Here is a 20,594-nt window from a genome sequence, read left to right on the forward strand (position 1 = left end):
ATGGACACGATTCTCCACGTCCTGCTGATCGTGCTCCAGAGCGTCGTGCTGCTGGTCGCGCTGCTGGTGTTCATCGCCTACATCCTGCTCGCCGACCGCAAGGTCTGGGCGGCGGTGCAGCTCAGGCGCGGCCCGAACGTCGTCGGGCCGTTCGGGCTGCTGCAGTCCTTCGCCGACTTGCTGAAGTTCGTGCTCAAGGAGCCGGTGATTCCGGCGGGCGCGAACAAGGGCATCTTCCTGCTCGCGCCGCTCGTCACCTGCTTCCTGGCGCTCGCCGCTTGGGCGGTGGTGCCGCTCGCCGACGGCTGGGCGATCGCGGACATTAATGTCGGCGTGCTCTATGTGTTCGCGATCTCGTCGCTCGGCGTCTACGGCGTCATCATGGGCGGCTGGGCCTCGAACTCGAAATACCCGTTCCTCGGCGCGCTGCGCTCGGCCGCCCAGATGGTGTCCTACGAGGTCTCGATCGGCTTCGTGATCATCACCGTGCTGCTCTGCGTCGGCTCGCTGAACCTTTCTGACATCGTGCGCGCGCAGGACACCGCCGCCGGCCTGTTCGGCTGGTATTGGCTGCCGCTGTTTCCGATGTTCGTGATCTTCTTCGTCTCGGCGCTGGCCGAGACGAACCGGCCGCCCTTCGACCTCGTCGAGGCGGAATCGGAGATCGTCGCCGGGTTCATGACCGAGTACGGCTCGACGCCGTATCTGCTGTTCATGCTCGGCGAGTACGTGGCGATCCTGACCATGTGCGCGCTGACCACCATCCTGTTCCTCGGCGGCTGGCTCTCGCCGATCCCGTTCGCGCCCTTCACCTGGGTGCCCGGCGTGGTCTGGTTCATCCTGAAGGGCTCGTTCGTCTTCTTCATGTTCGCGATGGTGAAGGCGTTCGTGCCGCGCTACCGCTACGACCAGCTGATGCGGCTCGGCTGGAAGGTGTTCCTGCCGATCTCGCTGTTCATGGTGGTGCTTGTCGCGGGCGTGCTGCAGTTCACGGGCTGGGCGCCCGGGTGAATTACGGCCTCGTCGGCGCTGCGGTCGGCGCGCTCCTCGGCGCATTGATCGGGGCGCTTGGCGCCAAGGCGCTGAACGCCGGGCTCGACCGGCAGATCGCTGGGGCGTCGCCCGAAGACGCCCGCAAGTTCACGACGATCCGCCGGCTCGCCGGTCCGATCGTCATCGCGACGACGATCGTGGAGATCGCGGTCGTCGGCTATGTCGCGGCTGAGATGCTGGCGGGCTGAGGCTCGCGGAGAGGGTTCTGGAATGCGGCTCGACCAAGCGGCCCGCTCGCTGTTCCTCAAGGAGTTCGTATCGGCGTTCTTCCTGTCGATGCGCTACTTCTTCCGGGAAAAGGCGACCATCAACTACCCCTATGAGAAGGGCGCGCTCTCGCCGCGCTTCCGGGGGGAGCATGCGCTGCGCCGTTATCCGAACGGCGAGGAGCGCTGCATCGCCTGCAAGCTGTGCGAGGCGATCTGCCCGGCGCAGGCGATCACCATCGAGGCAGGGCCGCGCCGCAATGACGGCACGCGGCGCACCACCCGCTACGACATCGACATGGTGAAGTGCATCTATTGCGGCTTCTGCCAGGAGGCCTGTCCGGTCGACGCGATCGTCGAGGGCCCGAACTTCGAGTTCGCCACCGAGACCCGCGAAGAGCTCTACTACGACAAGGAGCGCCTGCTCGCGAACGGCGACCGCTGGGAGCGCGAGATCGCCCGCCGCATCGCGCTCGACGCGCCGTTCCGGTGAGCCGGAAATCCATCGGAGCGCCGCTCGCGCCTTTACGTTCCGCCCGTCGCGCCGTACTCAGCCGCCGCTCAGCCGGACCAGGCTCAGGAAGCCGCCCATGACCCTGCCCGACATCTTCTTCTATGTGTTCGCCAGCGTGACGGTCGCGGCCGCCGTGATGGTGATCTCGGCGCGCAACCCAGTGCACTCGGTGCTCTTCCTGATCCTCGCCTTCGTGAACGCGGCCGGCCTCTTCGTGCTGATGGGCGCCGAGTTCCTCGCGATGATCCTGGTCGTCGTCTATGTCGGCGCCGTCGCGGTGCTGTTCCTGTTCGTGACGATGATGCTCGACGCCGATTATCGCGAGCTGCGCGCGGGCTTCCTGCAATATCTGCCGGTCGGCCTGCTGGTCGGGCTGGTCGTGCTGTCCGAGCTGGTGCTGGTCGTCGGCGCCTGGAGCGTGTCGGGCGCGCTGCCCAAGACGCCGGCTCAGACGCCGATCCCGAGCGACATGACCAACGCCGAGGCGCTCGGCCGGGTGCTCTATACGGACTATGTCCTGCTGTTCCAGGCCTCGGGCCTCGTGCTGCTGACCGCGATGGTCGGCGCGATCGTGCTGACGCTGCGCGAGCGCCGGGTGGGCGTGAAACGCCAGAACATCGCCGAGCAGGTCGGCCGCCGGCCGGCCGCCGCGATCGAGGTCGTGAAGGCGCCGGTCGGGCAGGGCGTCGCCGAAGGGGGAGGCGTCCGATGACCGTCGGGCTCGAGCACTATCTCGTCGTCGCCGCGATCCTGTTCACGATCGGGGTGTTCGGCATCTTCCTGAACCGCAAGAACGTGATCATCATCCTGATGTCGGTCGAGCTCATCCTGCTCGCCGTCAACATCAACCTCGTCGCCTTCTCGACCCATCTGGGCGACCTGAAGGGCCAGGTGTTCGCGCTGTTCGTGCTGACGGTCGCGGCGGCCGAGGCGGCCATCGGCCTCGCGATCCTGGTGGTCTACTTCCGCAACCGCGGCACCATCGCGGTGTCCGACATCAACATGATGAAGGGCTGAGGACGCGATGTACTATCTCATCGTCTTCCTGCCCCTGCTGGGCGCGATCATCGCCGGCTGCATCGCGCTCGCGGGCGCGCGCCAGCGCCACCCCGGCGCGGTCGGCCCGGTCGACGCCTTCCACCATGGCCACGGTCACCACCACGACGCGCACCCGACGGCCGCGGACTTTGCGCCGCACGACGACCACGCGCATAGCGACCATGGCCACGACGACCACGCCCACGGTCCGGCCGAGCCGGCCGCCGCCGGCTCCCGCGCGGCGGAGATCGTCACCACCGGCCTGCTGATGGTGTCGGCGGTCCTGTCATGGTTCGCCTTCGTGGACGTCACGCTCAACGACGCCGACGCGCATGTGAAGGTGATGCGCTGGATCTCGGCCGGCGGCCTGCAGCTCGACTGGGCCTTCCGGGTCGACACGCTGACGGCCGTGATGCTGGTCGTCGTCAACTCGGTGTCGGCGCTCGTCCACCTCTACTCGATCGGCTACATGCACGAGGATCCGCACCGGCCGCGGTTCTTCGGCTATCTGTCGCTCTTCACCTTCGCCATGCTGATGCTGGTGACGTCGGACAACCTCGTCCAGATGTTCTTCGGCTGGGAAGGGGTCGGCCTCGCGAGCTATCTGCTGATCGGCTTCTGGTACCAGAAGCCGTCGGCGAACGCGGCGGCCATCAAGGCCTTCGTGGTCAACCGCGTGGGCGATTTCGGCTTCTCGCTGGGCATGTTCGCGACTTTCGCGGTGTTCGGCAGCCTCTCCTTCGAGACGATCTTCGCCGCCGCGCCGGGCGTCGCCGACAAGACGATCCACTTCCTCGGCCATGACTGGCACGCGCTGACCGTCATCTCCTTCCTGCTGTTCATCGGCGCGATGGGCAAGTCGGCGCAGATCGGTCTGCACACCTGGCTGCCGGACGCGATGGAAGGGCCGACGCCGGTCTCGGCGCTGATCCACGCCGCCACGATGGTGACGGCCGGCGTGTTCCTGGTCGCGCGCATGTCGCCGATCTTCGAGCATGCGCCGGACACGCTCGCCTTTGTGACCTTCATCGGCGCCACGACCGCGATTTTCGCCGCGACGATCGGACTGGTGCAGACGGACATCAAGCGCGTCATCGCCTATTCGACCTGCTCGCAGCTCGGCTACATGTTCGCGGCGCTCGGCGTCGGGGCGTATGGGGTCGGGATCTTCCACCTGTTCACCCACGCCTTCTTCAAGGCGCTGCTGTTCCTCGGCTCCGGCTCGGTGATCCATGCGATGCACCACGAGCAGGACATGCGGAACATGGGCGGCCTGCGCCGGCTGATCCCGGTCACCTATTGGATGATGGTGATCGGCACGCTCGCGCTCACCGGCTTCCCGCTGACCGCCGGCTACTACTCCAAGGACGCGATCATCGAGGCGACCTATGCGGCGCATTCGAGCGTGGGGACCTACGCCTTCGTCATGACGGTCACGGCGGCGCTGCTCACCTCGTTCTACTCGTGGCGGCTGATCTTCCTGACCTTCCACGGCGCGCCGCGGGCATCGCTCGAGACCATGAGCCATGTCCACGAGAGCCCGCGCGTGATGCTCGTCCCGCTGCTTCTGCTGAGCGTCGGCGCGCTCTTCGCCGGCATCGTGTTCCACGGCGCCTTCGTGGGCGAGGGGCACGAGGCGTTCTGGCGCGAGGCGCTCTTCACGGGCGAGCACAACGAGATCATGCATCACATGCATGACGTGCCGGCGCTCGTCCGTTATGCGCCCTTCATCGTGATGGTGATCGGCTTCGCGATCGCCTGGCTGTTCTACGTCAAGCGGCCCGACCTGCCGGGCCGGCTCGCGCGTCAGCAGGTGCTGATCTACCGGTTCCTGCTCAACAAGTGGTACTTCGACGAGCTCTACGATCTCGTCTTCGTGCGCCCCGCCAAGTGGATCGGCCGCTTCCTCTGGAAGACCGGCGACGGGAAGATCATCGACGGGCTCGGGCCGAACGGCGTGTCGGCGCGGGTGATCGACGTCACCGACCGGGTGGTGCGGCTGCAGACCGGCTACGTCTATCACTACGCCTTTGCGATGCTGATCGGCGTCGCGGCGTTGTTCACCTGGTTCATGGTTCGGGGGATGTGACGGGATGACCGACTGGCCGATCCTCTCCCTGATCACCTTCCTGCCGCTGGTCGGCGTGTGCTTCCTGCTGATGATCCGCGGGACCGACGAGGCCGCGCTCCGCAACGTGCGCCACGTCGCGCTGTGGACCACGGTGGTCGACTTCGTGATCGCGCTCGTGCTGTGGGCGAAGTTCGATCACGCCAATCCGGGCTTTCAGTTCGTAGAGAACGCGGAATGGCTGGGCGGCGCGATCAACTACCGAATGGGCGTGGACGGCATCTCCACGCCGTTCATCATCCTCACGGCCTTCCTGATGCCGTTCTGCATCCTCGCCTCATGGAACTCGATCACCCATCGGGTGAAGGAGTACATGATCGCGTTCCTGGTGCTCGAGACGCTGATGATCGGCGTGTTCTCGGCGCTCGACCTCGTGCTGTTCTACCTGTTCTTCGAAGGCGGCCTGATCCCGATGTTCCTGATCATCGGCATCTGGGGCGGGGCGCGACGGGTCTACGCCAGCTTCAAGTTCTTCCTCTACACGCTGCTCGGCTCGCTGCTGATGCTGGTCGCGATCCTCGCGATGTACGGCGTGGCGGGGACGACCGACATCCCGACGCTGCTGGCCTACAAGTTCCCGGCGGGCATGCAGTGGTGGCTGTGGCTCGGCTTCTTCGCGTCCTTCGCGGTCAAGATGCCGATGTGGCCGGTGCACACCTGGCTGCCGGACGCGCATGTCGAGGCGCCGACGGCCGGGTCCGTGATCCTCGCCGGCATCCTGCTCAAGATGGGCGGCTACGGCTTCCTGCGCTTCTCGCTGCCGATGTTCCCGATCGCGAGCGCCGATTTCGCGCCGCTGGTGTTCGCGCTCTCCGTGGTCGCGATCATCTACACCTCGCTGGTCGCGCTGATGCAGGAGGACATCAAGAAGCTGATCGCCTACTCGTCCGTCGCCCACATGGGGTTCGTGACGATGGGCATCTTCGCGATGAACCCGCAGGGCGTGCAGGGCGCGGTGTTCCAGATGGTGAGCCACGGGCTCGTCTCGGGCGCGTTGTTCCTGTGCGTGGGCGTCGTTTACGACCGGCTGCACACCCGCGAGATCGCGGCCTTTGGCGGCCTCGTGAACAAGATGCCCTGGTACGCCGCGGCCTTCATGGTGTTCACCATGGCGAATGTCGGCCTGCCCGGCACCTCCGGCTTCGTCGGCGAGTTCCTGACGCTGGTCGGCGCGTTCCAGGCCAACACCTGGGTCGCGCTGTTCGCCACCACCGGCGTCATCCTCTCGGCCGGTTATGCGCTGTGGCTCTATCGCCGCGTGGTGTTCGGAACGATCAAGCCGGGCCTCGAGGCGATCCCGGACCTGTCGCGCCGTGAGATCGCGCTGCTGGTCCCGCTCGCGGTCCTAACCGTGATCTACGGCGTGTGGCCCGCGCCCGTGCTCGACATGTCCGCCGCGTCCGTCGACGGCATGCTGCAGTCCGCGCAGGCCGCCATCGCCTCGGCCGGCAAGGCCGCCATGGCGGGGCAGTGATGACGCACGCCGCCTCCTTCTCCAGAATCGAGCGCTGACGCATGGACGCCTCCGCCCTTCCGCTGCTCGGCCCTGCACTGCCCGAGATCGCGCTCGCCATCGGCGCGCTTGGGCTTGTCCTGATCGGCGCGATCATGGGCGACCGCGCGACGGGCCTCGTCAACGGCCTCGCGCTCGGCGTGATCGCGCTTGCGACCGTGCTGGTGCTGGCGGTCCCCGCCGACGGGCCGGCGACCTTCGGCGGCGCCTTCAAGCTCGACGCCTTTGCGCGCTTCATGAAGGTTCTGGCCTTCATCGGCGCTTTCGCGGCGCTCGCGCTGAGCTTCGACTACATGCGTCGCGAGAACTTCGCTCGTTTCGAATACGCCATCCTGGTCGTGCTCTCGACGCTCGGCATGGCGCTGATGATCTCGGCCTCGGACCTGATCGCGCTTTATCTGGGGCTCGAGCTGCAATCGCTGGCGCTTTATGTCATCGCCGCGATCCACCGCGACGACCGGCGTTCGACCGAGGCGGGCCTGAAATACTTCGTCCTCGGGGCGCTTTCCTCCGGCATGCTGCTCTACGGCGCCTCGCTGATCTATGGCGCGACCGGCGCGGTCGGCTTCGCCGATATCGCAGCGTCGCTCGGCGACGGCCACGCCTCGATCGCCCTGATCTTCGGCATCGTGTTCCTGCTGTCGGGCTTCGCCTTCAAGGTCTCGGCCGTGCCGTTCCATATGTGGACGCCGGACGTCTATGAGGGCGCGCCGACGCCGATCACCGCCTTCTTCGCCTCGGCCACCAAGGTCGCCGGCGTCGCGATGTTCGTGCGCGCCGTCTCCGAAGCGTTTCCGACCGTCACGGTCGAATGGCGCCAGGTGGTGGTGTTCGTCGCGATCGCCTCCATGGCGCTCGGCTCCTTCGCGGCGATCGGCCAGCGCAACATCAAGCGCCTGATGGCCTACTCCTCGATCGGCCATATGGGCTACGTGCTGGTCGGCCTCGCGGCCGGGACGCCGGAAGGCGTCCGCGGCGTCGCGATCTATGTGGCGATCTATGTCGCCATGACGCTCGGCGCCTTCGCGTGCATCCTGTCGATGCGGGTCGGCGACCGCTATGTCGAGGACATCGACGATCTGGCGGGGCTCTCGCGCACCAAGCCCGCGATGGCCTTCGTGCTGGCGATGATCATGTTCTCGCTGGCGGGCATCCCGCCGCTCGCGGGCTTCTTCGCCAAGTTCTACGTGTTCTACGCGGCGGTGAACGCCGGGCTGGCCCCGCTCGCGGTGATCGGCCTCGTGCTCAGCGTCATCGGCGCGTTCTATTATCTGCGCATCGTGAAGATCATCTATCTCGACGAGCCGAAGGTCGAGTTCGCGCCGATGACGTTCGCGGCTAAGACGGTGCTCACGATCGCGGGCGGCTTCACGATTCTCTATTTCGTCTATCCGGCTCCCCTCGGCGTCGCGGCCGCCGCCGCCGCGCAGTCTCTTTTCTGAGGCCGGAATGCAGAACGCCAAGGACGCTTTGTCGGCGCGGCAGGCCGCATGAGTTTCGCTCTTGGCCCTGTCGCGATCGCCGCCGGACATTCTCTCGTCGCCTACGACACCGTCGGCTCCACCAATACCGAGGCGCTGGCGCTGGCGCGGGAGGGCAGGGGGCTGGTGTGGGTCGTCGCGCGGTCGCAGACCGAAGGCCGCGGCCGGCGCGGGCGGGAATGGTCGACGGAGCGCGGCAATCTTGCGGCGAGCTTCGGCCTGACTGTCGAGGCGACGCCGGCGGTCGCCGCCACGCTCGGTTTCGCGGCGGGGCTGGCGCTTGAATCCGCGCTGCGCCTGACGGCGCCCTCGCTGCAGGCGCGCACCTCGCGGCCCGAGCTCAAATGGCCCAACGACGTGGTGGTCGATGGGGCGAAACTCGCCGGGATCCTTCTGGAGGCCGACGTGGTTTCAGAAGGACGACTCGCCGTCGTGGTCGGGCTTGGGGTCAACGTGGCGTCGGCGCCGGAGGGCCTGCCCTATCCGGCGACGAGCCTTGCCGCGCGTGGCGACCGCATCACCGCCGAGGAACTGTTCGCCTCGCTTGCCGACGCGCTTGTCGGCTGGCTCGAGGTCTGGAACGAGGGCAGAGGGCTCCCGGCTGTCCGCAAGGCCTGGATGGCAAGGGCGGCAGGGCTTGGCGCCCAGGTTGAGGTCGATATGGGCGACCGCAGAATTCGAGGCCGCTTCGAGTCGATCGACGAGAGCGGCCGGCTGGTTATCCGCGCCCCCACCGGGGTCGCGACCGCGATCGCCGCGGGCGACGTTTATTTCGGCGCGGCGGCGACGCACGCCGCGCAAGGGTGAGAATGGCTCAGGATCTGGTTTTCGCGCCGCTCGGAGGAGTCGGCGAAATCGGCATGAACGCCGGTCTCTATGGCTTTGGCGAGGGACCCAGACGACGCTGGCTGATGGTCGATTGCGGCGTTCTGTTCGGCGATCCCGCCGTCACGCCCGGCATCGATCTGATCATGCCGGACATCCGCTTCGCCAAGGCGCAGCGCGCCAACATCGAGGCGCTCGTGCTGACGCATGCGCATGAGGACCACTACGGCGCGGTGCTCGACCTGTGGCCCGAGCTGCGCTGCCCGGTCTACGCCACGCCTTTCGCGGCCGCGATGCTCGAGGCCAAGCGCGTCTCCGAGAAGGGCGCGCCCAAGATCGACGTCCATGTCATTCCGCAGGGCGGCCGCTTCACGGCGGGGCCTTTCGAGGTCGAGTTCGTCGCCGTCGCGCACTCGATTCCGGAATCGAACGCGCTCGCGATCCGCACGCCGGCCGGCACGGTCGTGCACACCGGCGACTGGAAGATCGACCTCACGCCCGTGCTCGGGCCGCCGACGGACGAGACGCGTCTGCGCGCCATCGGCGAGGAGGGCGTGGCCGCCGTCATCGGCGATTCCACCAACGCCCTGCGCGAGGGCTTCTCGCGCTCCGAGAAGGAGGTCGCGGCGAGCCTCGCCGAGCTGATCGGCAATTCGCCCGGCCGCGTGGCGGTCACGACCTTCGCGTCGAATGTCGGGCGGCTGCGGGCGGTCGCGGAGGCGGCGCTCGCCTGCGACCGCCAGGTCGTCGTGATCGGCCGCGCCATGCACCGCGCGCTCGAGGTCGGCCGGATGCTCGGCTATCTCGAAGGCATTCCGGATTTTCTCGACGCTGACGCCTATGGCTATCTGCCGCGCGAGAAGGTCGTGGCCCTGATGACCGGCAGCCAGGGCGAGCCGCGCGCCGCGCTCGCCAGGATCGCGAATGGCGACCATCCGCTGGTGACGCTCGCCAAGGGCGATCGGGTGATCTTTTCGTCGCGCGCCATTCCGGGTAACGAGAAGGCGGTAGGGCGCGTCATCAACGGGCTGATCGCCGGCGGCGCCGAGGTCATCACCGACCGCACCCATTTCGTCCATGTCTCGGGGCATCCGCACCGCGAGGAGCTCGCGACCCTCTACGGCTGGCTCAAGCCGCAGCTCGTCGTGCCGGTTCATGGCGAAGAGCTCCACATGGCCGAGCACCTGGAAGCTGCGAAGTCGGCCGGCGCCAAGAGCGTCGCGCGCGTCCGCGACGGGCAGATGATCCGCATCGCCGGCGGTCCACCGGAGGTCGTTGACGAGGTCGTCTCCGGGCGCATGCTCAAGGACGGCCGCGTGCTGATCTACGCCACCGAGGCGACAATCTCCGAGCGCCGCAAGCTCGCTTTCGCGGGCGTGGTGTCGATCGCGGTGGCGATCGACCAGCTTGGCGACATCGCCGGCGATCCGGACGTCAGGTTCAGCGGGCTGCCGCCGCGCGACGACGAGGGCACGCCGATGCTCGAGGTGATCCGGGACACCGTGCTCGACTGCCTGGACGGCCTGGCCCGCCCGCGGCGGCGCGACGCCGGCCTCGTGGCCTCGGCGATCGAGCGCGCGGTCAGGGCGGAGCTTAACCTCGTCTGGGGCAAGAAGCCGGTTTGCCACGTCTCTGTGCTCGGCGTATGAGCGACGCGAGCCCGGCCGCGCGCCGGGCGACGCAGCTTCACACGCTTCTGGATGACTGGAGATCATCATGATCGGGCGCCTCAACCACGTGGCCATCGCGGTTCCGGATCTGGCGGCGGCGACTGCGGTCTATCGCGACACGCTCGGCGCCAAGGTCACTCCGGCGACCGAGCAGCCCGAGCACGGCGTCAGCGTCGTCTTCATCGAGCTCCCGAACACGAAGATCGAACTGCTTGAGCCGCTTGGCGAAAAGTCGCCGATCGCGGCCTTTCTTGAGCGCTCGCCGGCGGGCGGCATCCACCACATCTGCTATGAGGTCGACGACATCGTCGCCGCCCGCGACCAGCTGAAGGCGCAGGGGGCGCGGGTGCTGGGCGACGGCGAGCCGAAGATCGGCGCGCATGGCAAGCCCGTGCTGTTCCTCCACCCGAAGGACATGCTGGGCGCGCTTGTGGAGCTCGAACAGGCTTGATCTTCTCGGCGGCGAGCTGGGCTGCGATCTATTTCCTCGTCTGGTGGACGGCGCTGTTCCTCGTGCTGCCGTTCAGCGGCCGCAGCCAGTCCGAGGCAGGCGACGTTACGCCCGGAACCGAGCCGGGCGCGCCGTTCAGCGCCCGCATGGGCCGCGTCATCGTGATCACTACGATCGTCGCGACGCTGGTCTTCGTCGCCATCAATCTGCTGCTGACGCAGGAGCTGTTCGGGCTGGACGACATCCCGTTCCTGCCGCGTTTCGAGCAGGCGCGCTGAGCGGTCGCCAGGAAAGCGGCCAAAAAAAAGCAAGGCCGAAGCCTTGCGTTTTGTGGCAGTTCGCAATGGTCCGCGCTCTGACGCCGCGAGCGGTGCGGGACTTCGGCGTCTGATGGGCGATCACCTCAGCGGCGCGCCCTGCGGACATCCTCCCAAGCGCGGGCCTTTGGATCCGGCGAGGCAACTTCGCCGGTGGCCCTTGTTATGAAAGTAAAGCTAGCCGAGCGGGGAAGGTTTGTCACCTCCTTGTGCAGAGGGCGCCGAAAAAAGAAGCGTGATCGCGCGCCGGCCATCAGCCAAGCCCGCGCTTGTGTTTCCCGGGCCCTTCCGCTTTCGTGCGCGGCCATGGCCGCCGGCGCGCGGCGGCCGGATTCGCGTCAGCCTGAGATCTCCATGCGCCTGAGCCGCTATTTCCTCCCCATCCTTCGTGAGGCGCCCAAAGAGGCCGAGATCGTCTCGCACCGGCTGATGCTGCGCGCCGGGATGATCCGGCAGGAGGCCGCCGGGATCTACGCCTGGCTGCCGCTCGGGTTGCGCGTGCTGAACAAGATCTCCGACATCGTGCGCGAGGAGCAGAACCGCGCCGGCGCGATCGAACTGCTGATGCCGACGCTGCAACTCGCCGATCTGTGGCGCGAGAGCGGGCGCTACGACGCCTATGGCGAGGAGATGCTGCGCATCAAGGACCGGCACGAGCGGGAGATGCTCTACGGGCCGACCAACGAAGAAATGATCACCGAGATCTTCCGCGCCGGCGTCCGTTCCTACAAGGACCTGCCGAAGAACCTCTACCACATCCAGTGGAAGTTCCGTGACGAGCGGCGGCCGCGCTTCGGCGTGATGCGCTCCCGCGAGTTCCTGATGAAGGACGCCTATTCGTTCGATCTCGACGCGGAAGGCGCGCGGACGTCCTACAACCGCATGTTCGTCGCCTATCTCAGGACCTTCGCGCGGCTCGGCCTGAAGGCGATCCCGATGCGGGCGGACACCGGCCCGATCGGCGGCGACCTCAGCCACGAGTTCATCATTCTGGCCAAGACTGGCGAGAGCGAGGTGTTCTGCCACAAGAACTTCCTCGACTTCGATACGCCGCCCGCAGACGTCGATTTCGGCGATCCGGCCGCGCTTCAGGCGATCGTCGACCGCTGGACGACCCTCTACGCAGCGACCGAGGACATGCACGATTCAGGCGCGTTCGAGGCGCTGGACGCCACCGACCGGCTGTCGGCGCGGGGCATCGAGGTCGGCCACATCTTCTATTTCGGAACCAAGTATTCGCTGCCGATGAAGGCGTTCGTGACCGGCCCCGACGGCAAGGACGCGCCTGTGCACATGGGCTCTTATGGCATCGGGCCGAGCCGGCTTGCGGCGGCCATCATCGAAGCCGGCCACGACGACGCCGGAATCATCTGGCCGGATGCGGTCGCCCCGTTCAGGGTGGGGCTGGTGAACCTCAAGCCGGGCGACGCCGCCGTGGACGCCGCCTGCGAAGATCTTTACGCCAAGCTGACAGGGCAGGGCATCGACGTGCTCTACGACGACACCGACGAGCGCGCCGGCTCCAAATTCGCCACCATGGAGCTGATCGGCCTGCCGTGGCGGCTGGTGGTCGGACCGAAGGGGCTCGCCGCCGGCACGGTCGAGCTGAAGCGGCGGTCGGGCGGGGCGGCCGAGCAGCTCAGCCCCGACTCCGCGCTCGCCGCGATCATCGGCTGAGGGCGCGTGGCCGGGCCCAGATCCTCTTCCGCTCCGCCGCTCGGCGCCACGCGGCCGTTCGCGCCGTTCGAGTGGCTGATCGCGGGCCGCTACCTGCGCGCCCGGCGGAAGGAAGGGTTCATCTCGGTCATCGCCGGCTTCTCCTTCCTCGGCATCACGCTCGGCGTCGCCACGCTGATCATCGTGATGGCGGTGATGAACGGCTTCCGCACCGAGCTTCTGAACAAGATCCTTGGCATCAACGGCCATGTGGTCGCCCAGCCGCTCGACGGGCCGCTGACCGACTATGCGGCGGTCGCCGACCGGTTGAGCAAGGTCTCCGGCGTCAAGTTCGTCATCCCGCTCGTCGAGGGGCAGGCGCTGGCGTCGTCGCCTTCGGCCTCCGGCGGCGTTTTGGTGCGCGGCCTGCGCGCCCAGGACCTCGGCAAGCTGCAGTTCGTCTCCCGCACGATCCGCGACGGCAGCCTCGAGAATTTTGACGACGGCGGCGGCGTGCTGATCGGCAAGCGCCTCGCGGACCAGCTCGCGCTGCGTGCCGGGGACACGCTGACCTTGGTGACGCCGCGCGGTGCCGTGACCCCGATGGGCGTCACCCCGCGCATCAAGGGCTACCGCGTCGCGGGCGTGTTCGAGATCGGCATGTCGGAATACGACAGCGCCTTCGTGTTCATGCCGCTGCAGGAGGCCCAGGCCTATTTCAACCGGGATGACGACGTCACCGGCATCGAGATCTATCTCGACGATCCGGACAAGGTCGACGCCGTGAAGCCGAAGCTGCAGGAGGCCGCCGACCGGCCGCTCTACATGCTGGACTGGCGCGACCGGAACAAGACGTTCTTCTCGGCGCTCGAGGTCGAGCGCAACGTCATGTTTTTGATCCTGACGCTGATCGTGCTGGTGGCCGCGCTCAACATCGTCTCCGGGCTGATCATGCTGGTGAAGGACAAGGGCCGCGACGTCGCCATCCTGCGCACCATGGGGGCCACCCGCGGCGCCATCATGCGCATCTTCCTGATCACCGGCGCGAGCATCGGCGTGGTCGGGACTCTGGCTGGTTTCGCGCTCGGCATGATCGTCTGCTGGAACATCGAGACGATCCGCGGCTTTCTGGCGTCCCTCACCGGGACGGAGCTGTTCTCGCCGGAGGTCTATTTCCTCAGCCGGCTCCCAGCCAATCCCGACTTGCGCGAGACGCTGACGGTGGTGCTCATGGCGCTCACGCTTTCGGTCGCGGCCACGCTCTATCCGTCCTGGCGGGCCGCCAAGCTCGATCCGGTCGAGGCGCTGCGCTACGAATGAACGAAGCTCAGGACGCTCCGGAGGAACAGGACGGCCCCGCGACCGAAGCGGTCGGCATGCCGCTGCTCGTGATCGACCACGTGGCCCGGCGCTACCGGCAGGGTGAGTCCGCGGTCGACGTGCTGATCGACGCCTCCGCGCAGGTCGCGGCCGGGGAGGTGGTGGCCCTCGTCGCCCCCTCGGGCGCCGGCAAGTCGACCTTGCTGCACATTGCGGGGCTGCTCGAACGGCCCGACGGCGGCGAGGTGTTCTTCGACGGCGAGCCCACCGCGGGTCTTTCGGACGACGCCCGGACGGCGCTGCGCCGCAACGAGGTGGGCTTCGTCTATCAGTTCCATCATCTGCTGCCGGAGTTCACGGCGCTCGAGAACGTCGTCATGCCGCAGCTCATCCGTGGGCTCGGCGCGGCCGAGGCGCGCGCCAGGGCGGCCGAGCTGCTGTCCTATCTCGGACTCGGGCAGCGGCTCGATCATCGCCCCGCCGAGCTGTCCGGCGGCGAACAGCAGCGCGTCGCGATCGCGCGCGCCGTCGCCAACGCGCCGCGCCTGCTGCTGGCGGACGAGCCGACCGGCAATCTCGACCCGACGACTTCGGCGCATGTCTTCTCGACGCTGACGGCGCTGGCCCGCGCCTCCGGGCTCGCCGCGATCGTCGCCACGCACAATCTCGAGCTCGCCGCCACGCTGGATCGACGCCTCACGCTGCGGGACGGCGTGCTGGTCGAGACCTGAACGGCGCCGCCGCTTGGCGTCCCGGGACCCCCGCGAGGTCGACGCGTCCGCGCCGACGGCGGAGCCGGAGCGGGCCCGGGAGCTGAAGGCGGCGGAGCAGGGCGCGGTTCTCCAGCGGGCGCCCGCGGCCGCGGCGTTGCTCGACTGGATCAGCGGCCGTCTGAGGGCGAGCGAGGCCTGGTTCGTCGCGCTTGCGCTCGTGGTCGGCGCCGCGGCCGGCGCGATGACCGTGCTGCAGGGCAAGATCTCCGAGACGCTCCAGCATCTGCTGTTCCGCCTGCCGGCCGAGGCGCGGCTCAGCGCCATGCCGTCCCTGAGCCTGACGCAGCTCCTCATCCTGCCGCTGGGCGGCGTGGCGCTCGCGGCCTTCACCCTGCTGGTCCGGGCGCGCCGCCGCGCGCTCGTGGACGCGGTCGAGGCCAATGCGCTGCATGGCGGACGGATGTCGCTCGTCGACAGCCTCGTGATCTCGGGGCAGACGCTCATCTCGAACGGCTTCGGCGCCTCGGTCGGGCTTGAGGCGGCCTACGCTCAGATGGGGGCCGCCGGAGGCTCGCTGGCCGGCCGCGGCTTCCGCATCAGGCGGTCGGATGTCCGGACGCTGGTCGGCGCGGGCGCCGGCGCCGGGATCGCCGCCGCCTTTGGCGCGCCGCTGACCGGCGCCTTCTACGCATTTGAGATCGTGATCGGCGCCTACACGCCGTCCGCCATCGCGCCGATCGCGGCCGCGGCGCTCGCCGGCGTCGTGACGGCGCATGCGCTCGGCTCGACGCCCTATCTGGTCAGCGCGCCGACCGGGGGCGCGCTCAGCACGACGGATCTTCTGTTGCTCGCGCCGCTCGGCGCGCTTTGCGCAGTCATCGGCATCCTGCTGATGCGCGCGGCGGCGCTCGTCGAGATCGGCACGCGCAAGATCAAGCTGCCGCCTTATGCGCGGCCGGCGATCGGCGGACTGCTGCTGATCCCGCTCGCGATGATCTCGCCGCAGGTGCTGTCGGCCGGCCATGGGGCGCTGCATCTCGATCTGGCGGGCGGCGCGGCGCTCGGCTTCATCGCCATCGTGTTCGTCGCCAAGTGCCTCGCCTCGGTCGTCTCGCTCGGCTTCGGCTTCCGTGGCGGCCTGTTCTTCGCCTCGCTGTTTCTCGGCACCCTGGCCGGTCACCTGTTCGCCGAGGGCGCGGCCGTCATCCTCGGCCCCGGCGTCGTCAACGTCACCGACGCGGCGCTGGTCGGGATGGCGGCGCTCGCCGTCGCCGTGGTCGGCGGTCCGATCACGATGGCGATGCTCGTCCTCGAGGCGACGCGCGACCTGACGCTGACCGGCGCGGTGCTGGCGGCGGCGCTGGTCGCGAGCACCATCGTGCGCGAGGCGTTCGGCTATTCGTTCTCCACCTGGCGCCTGCATCTGCGCGGCGAGACCGTGAAGAGCGCCCGGGACGTCGGCTGGGTGAGGACGTTGACAGCCGGCCGCATGATGCGCCGCGAAGCCAACACGACGCCCTCCACGACGACGATTGCAGAGTTCCGCCGGCGGTTCCCGCTGGGCTCGACCAGCCGCGTGGTGCTGGAGGACGATGCGGGCAAATACGCCGGAGTGCTGGTCACGGCCGCCGCCTATGGCGAGGGCGTCGATCCCGCCGCTCCGGTCGCGGAGCTCGCGAGCGCAAAGGACGTGGCGTTGAGGCCCGAGATGGACATCGGTGCCGTGATGCGCCTGTTCGACTCCGCCCAGGTCGACGAACTCGCCGTCATCGGTCCCGAGAGCGAGGTGCTGGGCGTGCTGTCCGAGACCTTCGTGCGGCGACGCTACGCCGAGGAGCTCGAGAAGGCGCAGCGCGAACTGTTCGGCGAGCGCTGACGCTCCACCGGATTGGCGCGAGGGCTTGACTCCGGATCATCGATGGAGAACAAAATAGGTACATAGAAGAACGGGGAGAGAACCATGGCCTATCGCGGCGTCCGCGCAGTGACTGTCTTCTGTCTCGAGCTTGCTTCGGTGGCGCTGTTCGCCGGCGCGGTCATGGTATGGGCTGCGGCGCTCGGAGCCGCCTGAACGTCGTCTTCTGTGGAGACCGGCGGGGAGGCCGGGCGCTTCTGCACGAGGCCGGATAAGGTCGCAGCGAGCGTGGGAGGAACGACATGGCGACGGGAGGGCTGACGAGCGACCCAGGCTTCGTGCATCTGAACGTGCGTTCCTCCTTCTCGCTGCTGGAGGGCGCGCTGACGATCGCGAAGCTCGCTTCGGCGGCGAAGGCCGACCGGATGCCGGCGATCGCGCTCACCGACGACAATCTGTTCGGCGCGCTGGAATTCTCTGAAAAGCTCGCCGGCGCCGGCGTCCAGCCGATCGTCGGGCTGACGCTGCCGATCGACTTCCAGGATCGCGAGCAGCGGGGCGGGCGACCCGTGCGCGATCTGCGGCGGCCCTCGATCGTGCTGCTGGCGCGGTCCGCCGAGGGCTATCGCAACCTGATGGCGCTCAGCAGCCGCGCCTTCCTGCAGAGCGACCCGGACGCGCCGCCGCACGCCACGCTCGAAATGCTGGAAGGGCTCTGCGACGGGCTGATCGCCCTCACCGGCGGGCCCGAGGGGCCGCTCGACTGCGCCTTCGCCGAAGGCGCGGACGATGTCGCGGGCGCGCGGCTCAGCAGGCTTTCCGGCTTTTTCGGCGACGGCCTTTATGTCGAGCTCCAGCGTCATGGCCTCCCCCGAGAGGTCGCGGTCGAGCCGGCGCTGGTCGGGCTCGCCTATGAGCGGGGTCTGCCGCTGGTCGCGACCAACGGGGCGCGCTTCGTCGAGCGCGCCGACCACGAGGCGCATGACGCGCTGATCTGCCTCGCCGACGGCCGTGTGCTGGCCGAGACCGACCGCCGGCAGATGTCGCCGGATCATTACCTCAAGACCCGCGCCGAGATGGCGGCGCTGTTCGCCGACTTGCCCGAGGCGCTCGAGAGCACGGTCGAGATCGCGCGCCGGAGCGCCTATCGGCCCCGCACCGCCAAGCCGATCCTGCCCCGCTTCACGGTGGGGGAGGCGACCGCCGACGGCGCCGACGCGGAGGCCGCGGAACTGCGGCGGCAGGCGCAGGCCGGCCTCGCGGCGCGGCTCGCCGCCCATGATCCCGCGCCGGGACTTTCGGTCCAGGACTATGAGGCGCGGCTGGAGTTCGAGCTCGGCGTGATCGAGCGGATGAAATATCCGGGCTACTTTCTGATCGTCTCGGACTTCATCAAATGGGCGAAGGCGCAGGGAATCCCGGTCGGGCCGGGCCGCGGCTCGGGCGCCGGCTCGCTCGTCGCTTATGCGCTCACCATCACGGACCTCGACCCGCTCAGGTTCGGGCTGCTGTTCGAGCGCTTCCTCAATCCCGAGCGCGTGTCGATGCCCGACTTCGACATCGACTTCTGCCAGGACCGGCGCGAGGAGGTGATCCGCTACGTCCAGGACCGCTACGGCCAGGATCGCGTGGCGCAGATCATCACCTTCGGCACCCTGCAGGCGCGCGGCGTGATGCGCGACGTCGGCCGCGTGCTGGAGATGCCGTACGGGCAGGTCGACAAGCTCTGCAAGCTCGTGCCGCAGAACCCGGCGAACCCGGTCACGCTGAAGCAGGCGGTGGGCGACGAGCCGAAGCTCGCGGAGGCCCGGACCACGGACCCGACCGTCGGCCGCATGCTCGACATCGCGCTGAAGCTCGAAGGCCTCTACCGCCACGCCTCGACCCACGCCGCCGGCATCGTGATCGGCGACCGGCCGCTCGAGCAGCTGGTCCCGCTCTACCGCGACCCGCGTTCCGACATGCCGGTCACCCAGTTCAACATGAAGTGGGTCGAGCCGGCGGGCCTGGTGAAGTTCGACTTCCTCGGCCTCAAGACGCTCACCACGCTTTCGACCGCTGCGAAGCTGCTGCGGCAGCGCGGGGTGGAGCTCGATCTGGAGAAGATCCCGATCGACGACGAGGCGACCTACGCGATGCTGTCGCGTGGCGAGACGGTCGGGGTGTTCCAGCTCGAAAGCGCAGGGATGCGGCGCGCGCTCGCGGACATGAAGCCCGACCGGTTCGAAGACATCATCGCGCTGGTCGCGCTCTACCGCCCAGGGCCGATGGCGAACATCCCGACCTATTGCGCGCGCAAGCACGGGCTGGAGAAGCCGGAATATCTCCACCCCAAGCTCGAGCCGATCCTGGCCGAGACCTTCGGCGTCATCATCTACCAGGAACAGGTGATGCAGGTCGCGCAGTCGCTCGCCGGCTATTCGCTCGGCGAAGCCGACCTGCTGCGCCGCGCGATGGGCAAGAAGATCCGCTCCGAGATGGACGCGCAACGCGAGCGGTTCGTCTCAGGCGCGGTCGAGCGCGGCATCGGCAAGGCGGACGCCGGCACGATTTTCGAGCTGCTCGCGAAGTTCGCCGACTACGGCTTCAACAAGAGCCATGCGGCGGCCTACGCGTTGGTCGCCTACCAGACCGCCTATCTCAAGGCGACCTATCCGGTCGAGTTCCTGGCGGCGTCGATGACGCTCGACATGGGCTCCACCGACAAGCTTGCCGAGTTTCGCCAGGAGGCGATGCGCCTCGGCATTCCGGTGCGGCCGCCCTGCGTCAACCGCTCGAACGTCGCCTTCGACGTGCAGGACGGCGCGATCTTCTATGCGCTCGCGGCGCTAAAGGGAGTCGGCCCGCAGGCCGTCGAGGGAATCGTGGCCCAGCGGCGCGAGCGCGCGTTCCGGGACCTGCGGGATTTCGCCAAGCGGCTCGACGCCAAGGCGCTGCCGCGCCGCGCGCTGGAAAGCCTGGTGCAGGCCGGCGCGCTGGACGCTCTGGAGCCGGACCGGGCGCGAGCGCTTGCGAGCGTCGACGCCGTGATGGCGATCGCGTCGCGCACACGGGACGACGAGGCGATCGGGCAGTTCGGCTTCTTCGAGGCCGCCGAGGAGCCGATCCGCCCCCAGCCGCATGAGACCTGGTCGGCGGGCGACCGGCTGAAGCGGGAGTATGAGGCGGTCGGCTTCTTCCTGTCCGGCCATCCGCTCGACGACTACCAGACGCTGCTCGAGAAGCTGAGGGTGCGGCGCTTCGCGGACTTCGCGGCGGCCGCCAAGGCCGGCGCGACGGCGGGTCGGCTTGCCGCGACCGTGCTGACGCGGCAGGAGCGCAAGACCCGGACCGGCAACCGGATGGGCGTGGTCACCCTGTCGGATCCGACAGGGCATTACGAAGCGGTGATCTTTTCCGAAGGGCTCGCCAAATATCGCGACCTGCTGGAGCCCAACACGCCGGTGATCGTCTCGGTCGCGGCGGCCGTGGAGGGCGACGAGCTGCGGCTGCGGCTCGAGCATGTCGAGCCGCTCGACCAGGCGGCGGAGCGGCTGCAGCGCTCGGTGCGAATCTTCATGCGGGCGGCGGAGCCGATCGAGCACGTGTCGCGCCGGCTCGAGGCGGGCGACGGGGAGGTCTCGGTCGTGCTGCTGCTCGACGAGGAGGAGACTGAGGTCGAGATTCGACTGCCCGGCCGTTACCGGGTCTCGCCGCAGATCGCCGGCGCGCTGAAGACGGTGCCTGGCGTGGTGGCGGTCGAAGCCGCCTGACGCGAACGCCGGCCGTTCGGCTTCGGCCGCCGCGGAGCCGAACGGCGCGCTGGCTCTTGGCTTGCCTTCGGCTGCGCCTTTCGCCTATAAGCCGCGCCATCC

Annotated in this window: 17 protein-coding genes; all 17 read left to right on the plus strand. The window is 68.3% G+C overall.

Features of this window, described 5'->3' with window-relative positions; genetic code table 11:
• The 17 genes from nuoH to dnaE all read left to right on the plus strand — a co-directional run bounded on the left by nuoH (nucleotide 1) and on the right by dnaE (nucleotide 20,492).
• Entirely contained in the window at nucleotides 1-1,011 is a 1,011-nt protein-coding gene (gene nuoH, locus VM780_RS01510; protein ID WP_325444395.1) for an NADH-quinone oxidoreductase subunit NuoH, read from the plus strand.
• Nucleotides 1,008-1,241, plus strand: a complete 234-nt coding sequence (locus VM780_RS01515; protein WP_325444397.1) for a hypothetical protein — start codon at nucleotides 1,008-1,010, stop codon at nucleotides 1,239-1,241. Before nuoH ends, VM780_RS01515 begins: the two co-directional genes overlap by 4 nt.
• Before the next feature lie 22 nt (nucleotides 1,242-1,263).
• Nucleotides 1,264-1,752 (plus strand): NADH-quinone oxidoreductase subunit NuoI, encoded by a 489-nt coding sequence (nuoI, locus tag VM780_RS01520; protein ID WP_325444398.1) that lies wholly within the window; start codon nucleotides 1,264-1,266, stop codon nucleotides 1,750-1,752.
• Nucleotides 1,753-1,849: 97 nt separating this feature from the next.
• Complete coding sequence (locus tag VM780_RS01525; protein WP_325444399.1) at nucleotides 1,850-2,485, plus strand: NADH-quinone oxidoreductase subunit J; 636 nt, start codon at nucleotides 1,850-1,852, stop codon at nucleotides 2,483-2,485.
• On the plus strand, nucleotides 2,482-2,790 hold the full coding sequence (nuoK, locus tag VM780_RS01530) for an NADH-quinone oxidoreductase subunit NuoK (RefSeq protein WP_325444400.1): 309 nt from the start codon (nucleotides 2,482-2,484) through the stop codon (nucleotides 2,788-2,790). The genes VM780_RS01525 and nuoK overlap by 4 nt, the downstream gene beginning before the upstream one ends.
• A 7-nt stretch (nucleotides 2,791-2,797) precedes the next feature.
• Nucleotides 2,798-4,900 (plus strand): NADH-quinone oxidoreductase subunit L, encoded by a 2,103-nt coding sequence (gene nuoL / locus VM780_RS01535; RefSeq protein WP_325444401.1) that lies wholly within the window; start codon nucleotides 2,798-2,800, stop codon nucleotides 4,898-4,900.
• 4 nt (nucleotides 4,901-4,904) lie between these two features.
• Complete coding sequence (locus VM780_RS01540; protein WP_325444403.1) at nucleotides 4,905-6,413, plus strand: NADH-quinone oxidoreductase subunit M; 1,509 nt, start codon at nucleotides 4,905-4,907, stop codon at nucleotides 6,411-6,413.
• Between the two features lie 41 nt (nucleotides 6,414-6,454).
• Complete coding sequence (gene nuoN / locus VM780_RS01545; RefSeq protein ID WP_325444405.1) at nucleotides 6,455-7,894, plus strand: NADH-quinone oxidoreductase subunit NuoN; 1,440 nt, start codon at nucleotides 6,455-6,457, stop codon at nucleotides 7,892-7,894.
• Between the two features lie 48 nt (nucleotides 7,895-7,942).
• A complete protein-coding gene (locus VM780_RS01550) occupies nucleotides 7,943-8,740 on the plus strand; it encodes a biotin--[acetyl-CoA-carboxylase] ligase (protein ID WP_325444408.1) in 798 nt (265 codons plus the stop codon).
• 2 nt (nucleotides 8,741-8,742) lie between these two features.
• Nucleotides 8,743-10,407, plus strand: coding sequence for a ribonuclease J (locus VM780_RS01555; RefSeq protein WP_325444410.1), 1,665 nt, complete (start codon nucleotides 8,743-8,745; stop codon nucleotides 10,405-10,407).
• Between the two features lie 67 nt (nucleotides 10,408-10,474).
• Complete coding sequence (mce, locus tag VM780_RS01560) at nucleotides 10,475-10,879, plus strand: methylmalonyl-CoA epimerase (RefSeq protein ID WP_325444412.1); 405 nt, start codon at nucleotides 10,475-10,477, stop codon at nucleotides 10,877-10,879.
• Complete coding sequence (locus VM780_RS01565) at nucleotides 10,876-11,157, plus strand: DUF1467 family protein (RefSeq protein ID WP_325444414.1); 282 nt, start codon at nucleotides 10,876-10,878, stop codon at nucleotides 11,155-11,157. The genes mce and VM780_RS01565 overlap by 4 nt, the downstream gene beginning before the upstream one ends.
• A gap of 393 nt (nucleotides 11,158-11,550) precedes the next feature.
• Entirely contained in the window at nucleotides 11,551-12,873 is a 1,323-nt protein-coding gene (gene proS, locus VM780_RS01570; protein WP_325444416.1) for a proline--tRNA ligase, read from the plus strand.
• Between the two features lie 6 nt (nucleotides 12,874-12,879).
• Nucleotides 12,880-14,172, plus strand: coding sequence for a lipoprotein-releasing ABC transporter permease subunit (locus tag VM780_RS01575; protein ID WP_325444418.1), 1,293 nt, complete (start codon nucleotides 12,880-12,882; stop codon nucleotides 14,170-14,172).
• A gap of 56 nt (nucleotides 14,173-14,228) precedes the next feature.
• Nucleotides 14,229-14,903, plus strand: coding sequence for an ABC transporter ATP-binding protein (locus VM780_RS01580; RefSeq protein WP_325444795.1), 675 nt, complete (start codon nucleotides 14,229-14,231; stop codon nucleotides 14,901-14,903).
• A 13-nt stretch (nucleotides 14,904-14,916) separates the two neighbouring features.
• The gene (locus VM780_RS01585; RefSeq protein WP_325444420.1) at nucleotides 14,917-16,761 is read left to right on the plus strand and encodes a chloride channel protein; all 1,845 of its coding nucleotides are present in this window, start codon (nucleotides 14,917-14,919) and stop codon (nucleotides 16,759-16,761) included.
• A 281-nt stretch (nucleotides 16,762-17,042) separates the two neighbouring features.
• Complete coding sequence (dnaE, locus tag VM780_RS01590) at nucleotides 17,043-20,492, plus strand: DNA polymerase III subunit alpha (RefSeq protein WP_325444422.1); 3,450 nt, start codon at nucleotides 17,043-17,045, stop codon at nucleotides 20,490-20,492.
• Nucleotides 20,493-20,594: the final 102 nt, after the last annotated feature.

The organism is Hansschlegelia sp. (genome assembly GCF_035538955.1).
Classification (GTDB): Bacteria; Pseudomonadota; Alphaproteobacteria; order Rhizobiales; family Methylopilaceae; genus Methylopila.

Excerpts from the sequence above, each read along its gene's own strand:
- nuoH (WP_325444395.1), top strand. The coding sequence starts at position 1 with ATGGACACGATTCTCCACGTCCTGCTGATCGTGCTCCAGAGCGTCGTG.
- nuoI (WP_325444398.1), top strand. The coding sequence starts at position 1,264 with ATGCGGCTCGACCAAGCGGCCCGCTCGCTGTTCCTCAAGGAGTTCGTA.
- VM780_RS01525 (WP_325444399.1), top strand. The coding sequence starts at position 1,850 with ATGACCCTGCCCGACATCTTCTTCTATGTGTTCGCCAGCGTGACGGTC.
- nuoK (WP_325444400.1), top strand. The coding sequence starts at position 2,482 with ATGACCGTCGGGCTCGAGCACTATCTCGTCGTCGCCGCGATCCTGTTC.
- nuoL (WP_325444401.1), top strand. The coding sequence starts at position 2,798 with ATGTACTATCTCATCGTCTTCCTGCCCCTGCTGGGCGCGATCATCGCC.
- VM780_RS01540 (WP_325444403.1), top strand. The coding sequence starts at position 4,905 with ATGACCGACTGGCCGATCCTCTCCCTGATCACCTTCCTGCCGCTGGTC.
- nuoN (WP_325444405.1), top strand. The coding sequence starts at position 6,455 with ATGGACGCCTCCGCCCTTCCGCTGCTCGGCCCTGCACTGCCCGAGATC.
- VM780_RS01550 (WP_325444408.1), top strand. The coding sequence starts at position 7,943 with ATGAGTTTCGCTCTTGGCCCTGTCGCGATCGCCGCCGGACATTCTCTC.
- VM780_RS01555 (WP_325444410.1), top strand. The coding sequence starts at position 8,743 with ATGGCTCAGGATCTGGTTTTCGCGCCGCTCGGAGGAGTCGGCGAAATC.
- mce (WP_325444412.1), top strand. The coding sequence starts at position 10,475 with ATGATCGGGCGCCTCAACCACGTGGCCATCGCGGTTCCGGATCTGGCG.
- proS (WP_325444416.1), top strand. The coding sequence starts at position 11,551 with ATGCGCCTGAGCCGCTATTTCCTCCCCATCCTTCGTGAGGCGCCCAAA.
- VM780_RS01580 (WP_325444795.1), top strand. The coding sequence starts at position 14,229 with ATGCCGCTGCTCGTGATCGACCACGTGGCCCGGCGCTACCGGCAGGGT.
- dnaE (WP_325444422.1), top strand. The coding sequence starts at position 17,043 with ATGGCGACGGGAGGGCTGACGAGCGACCCAGGCTTCGTGCATCTGAAC.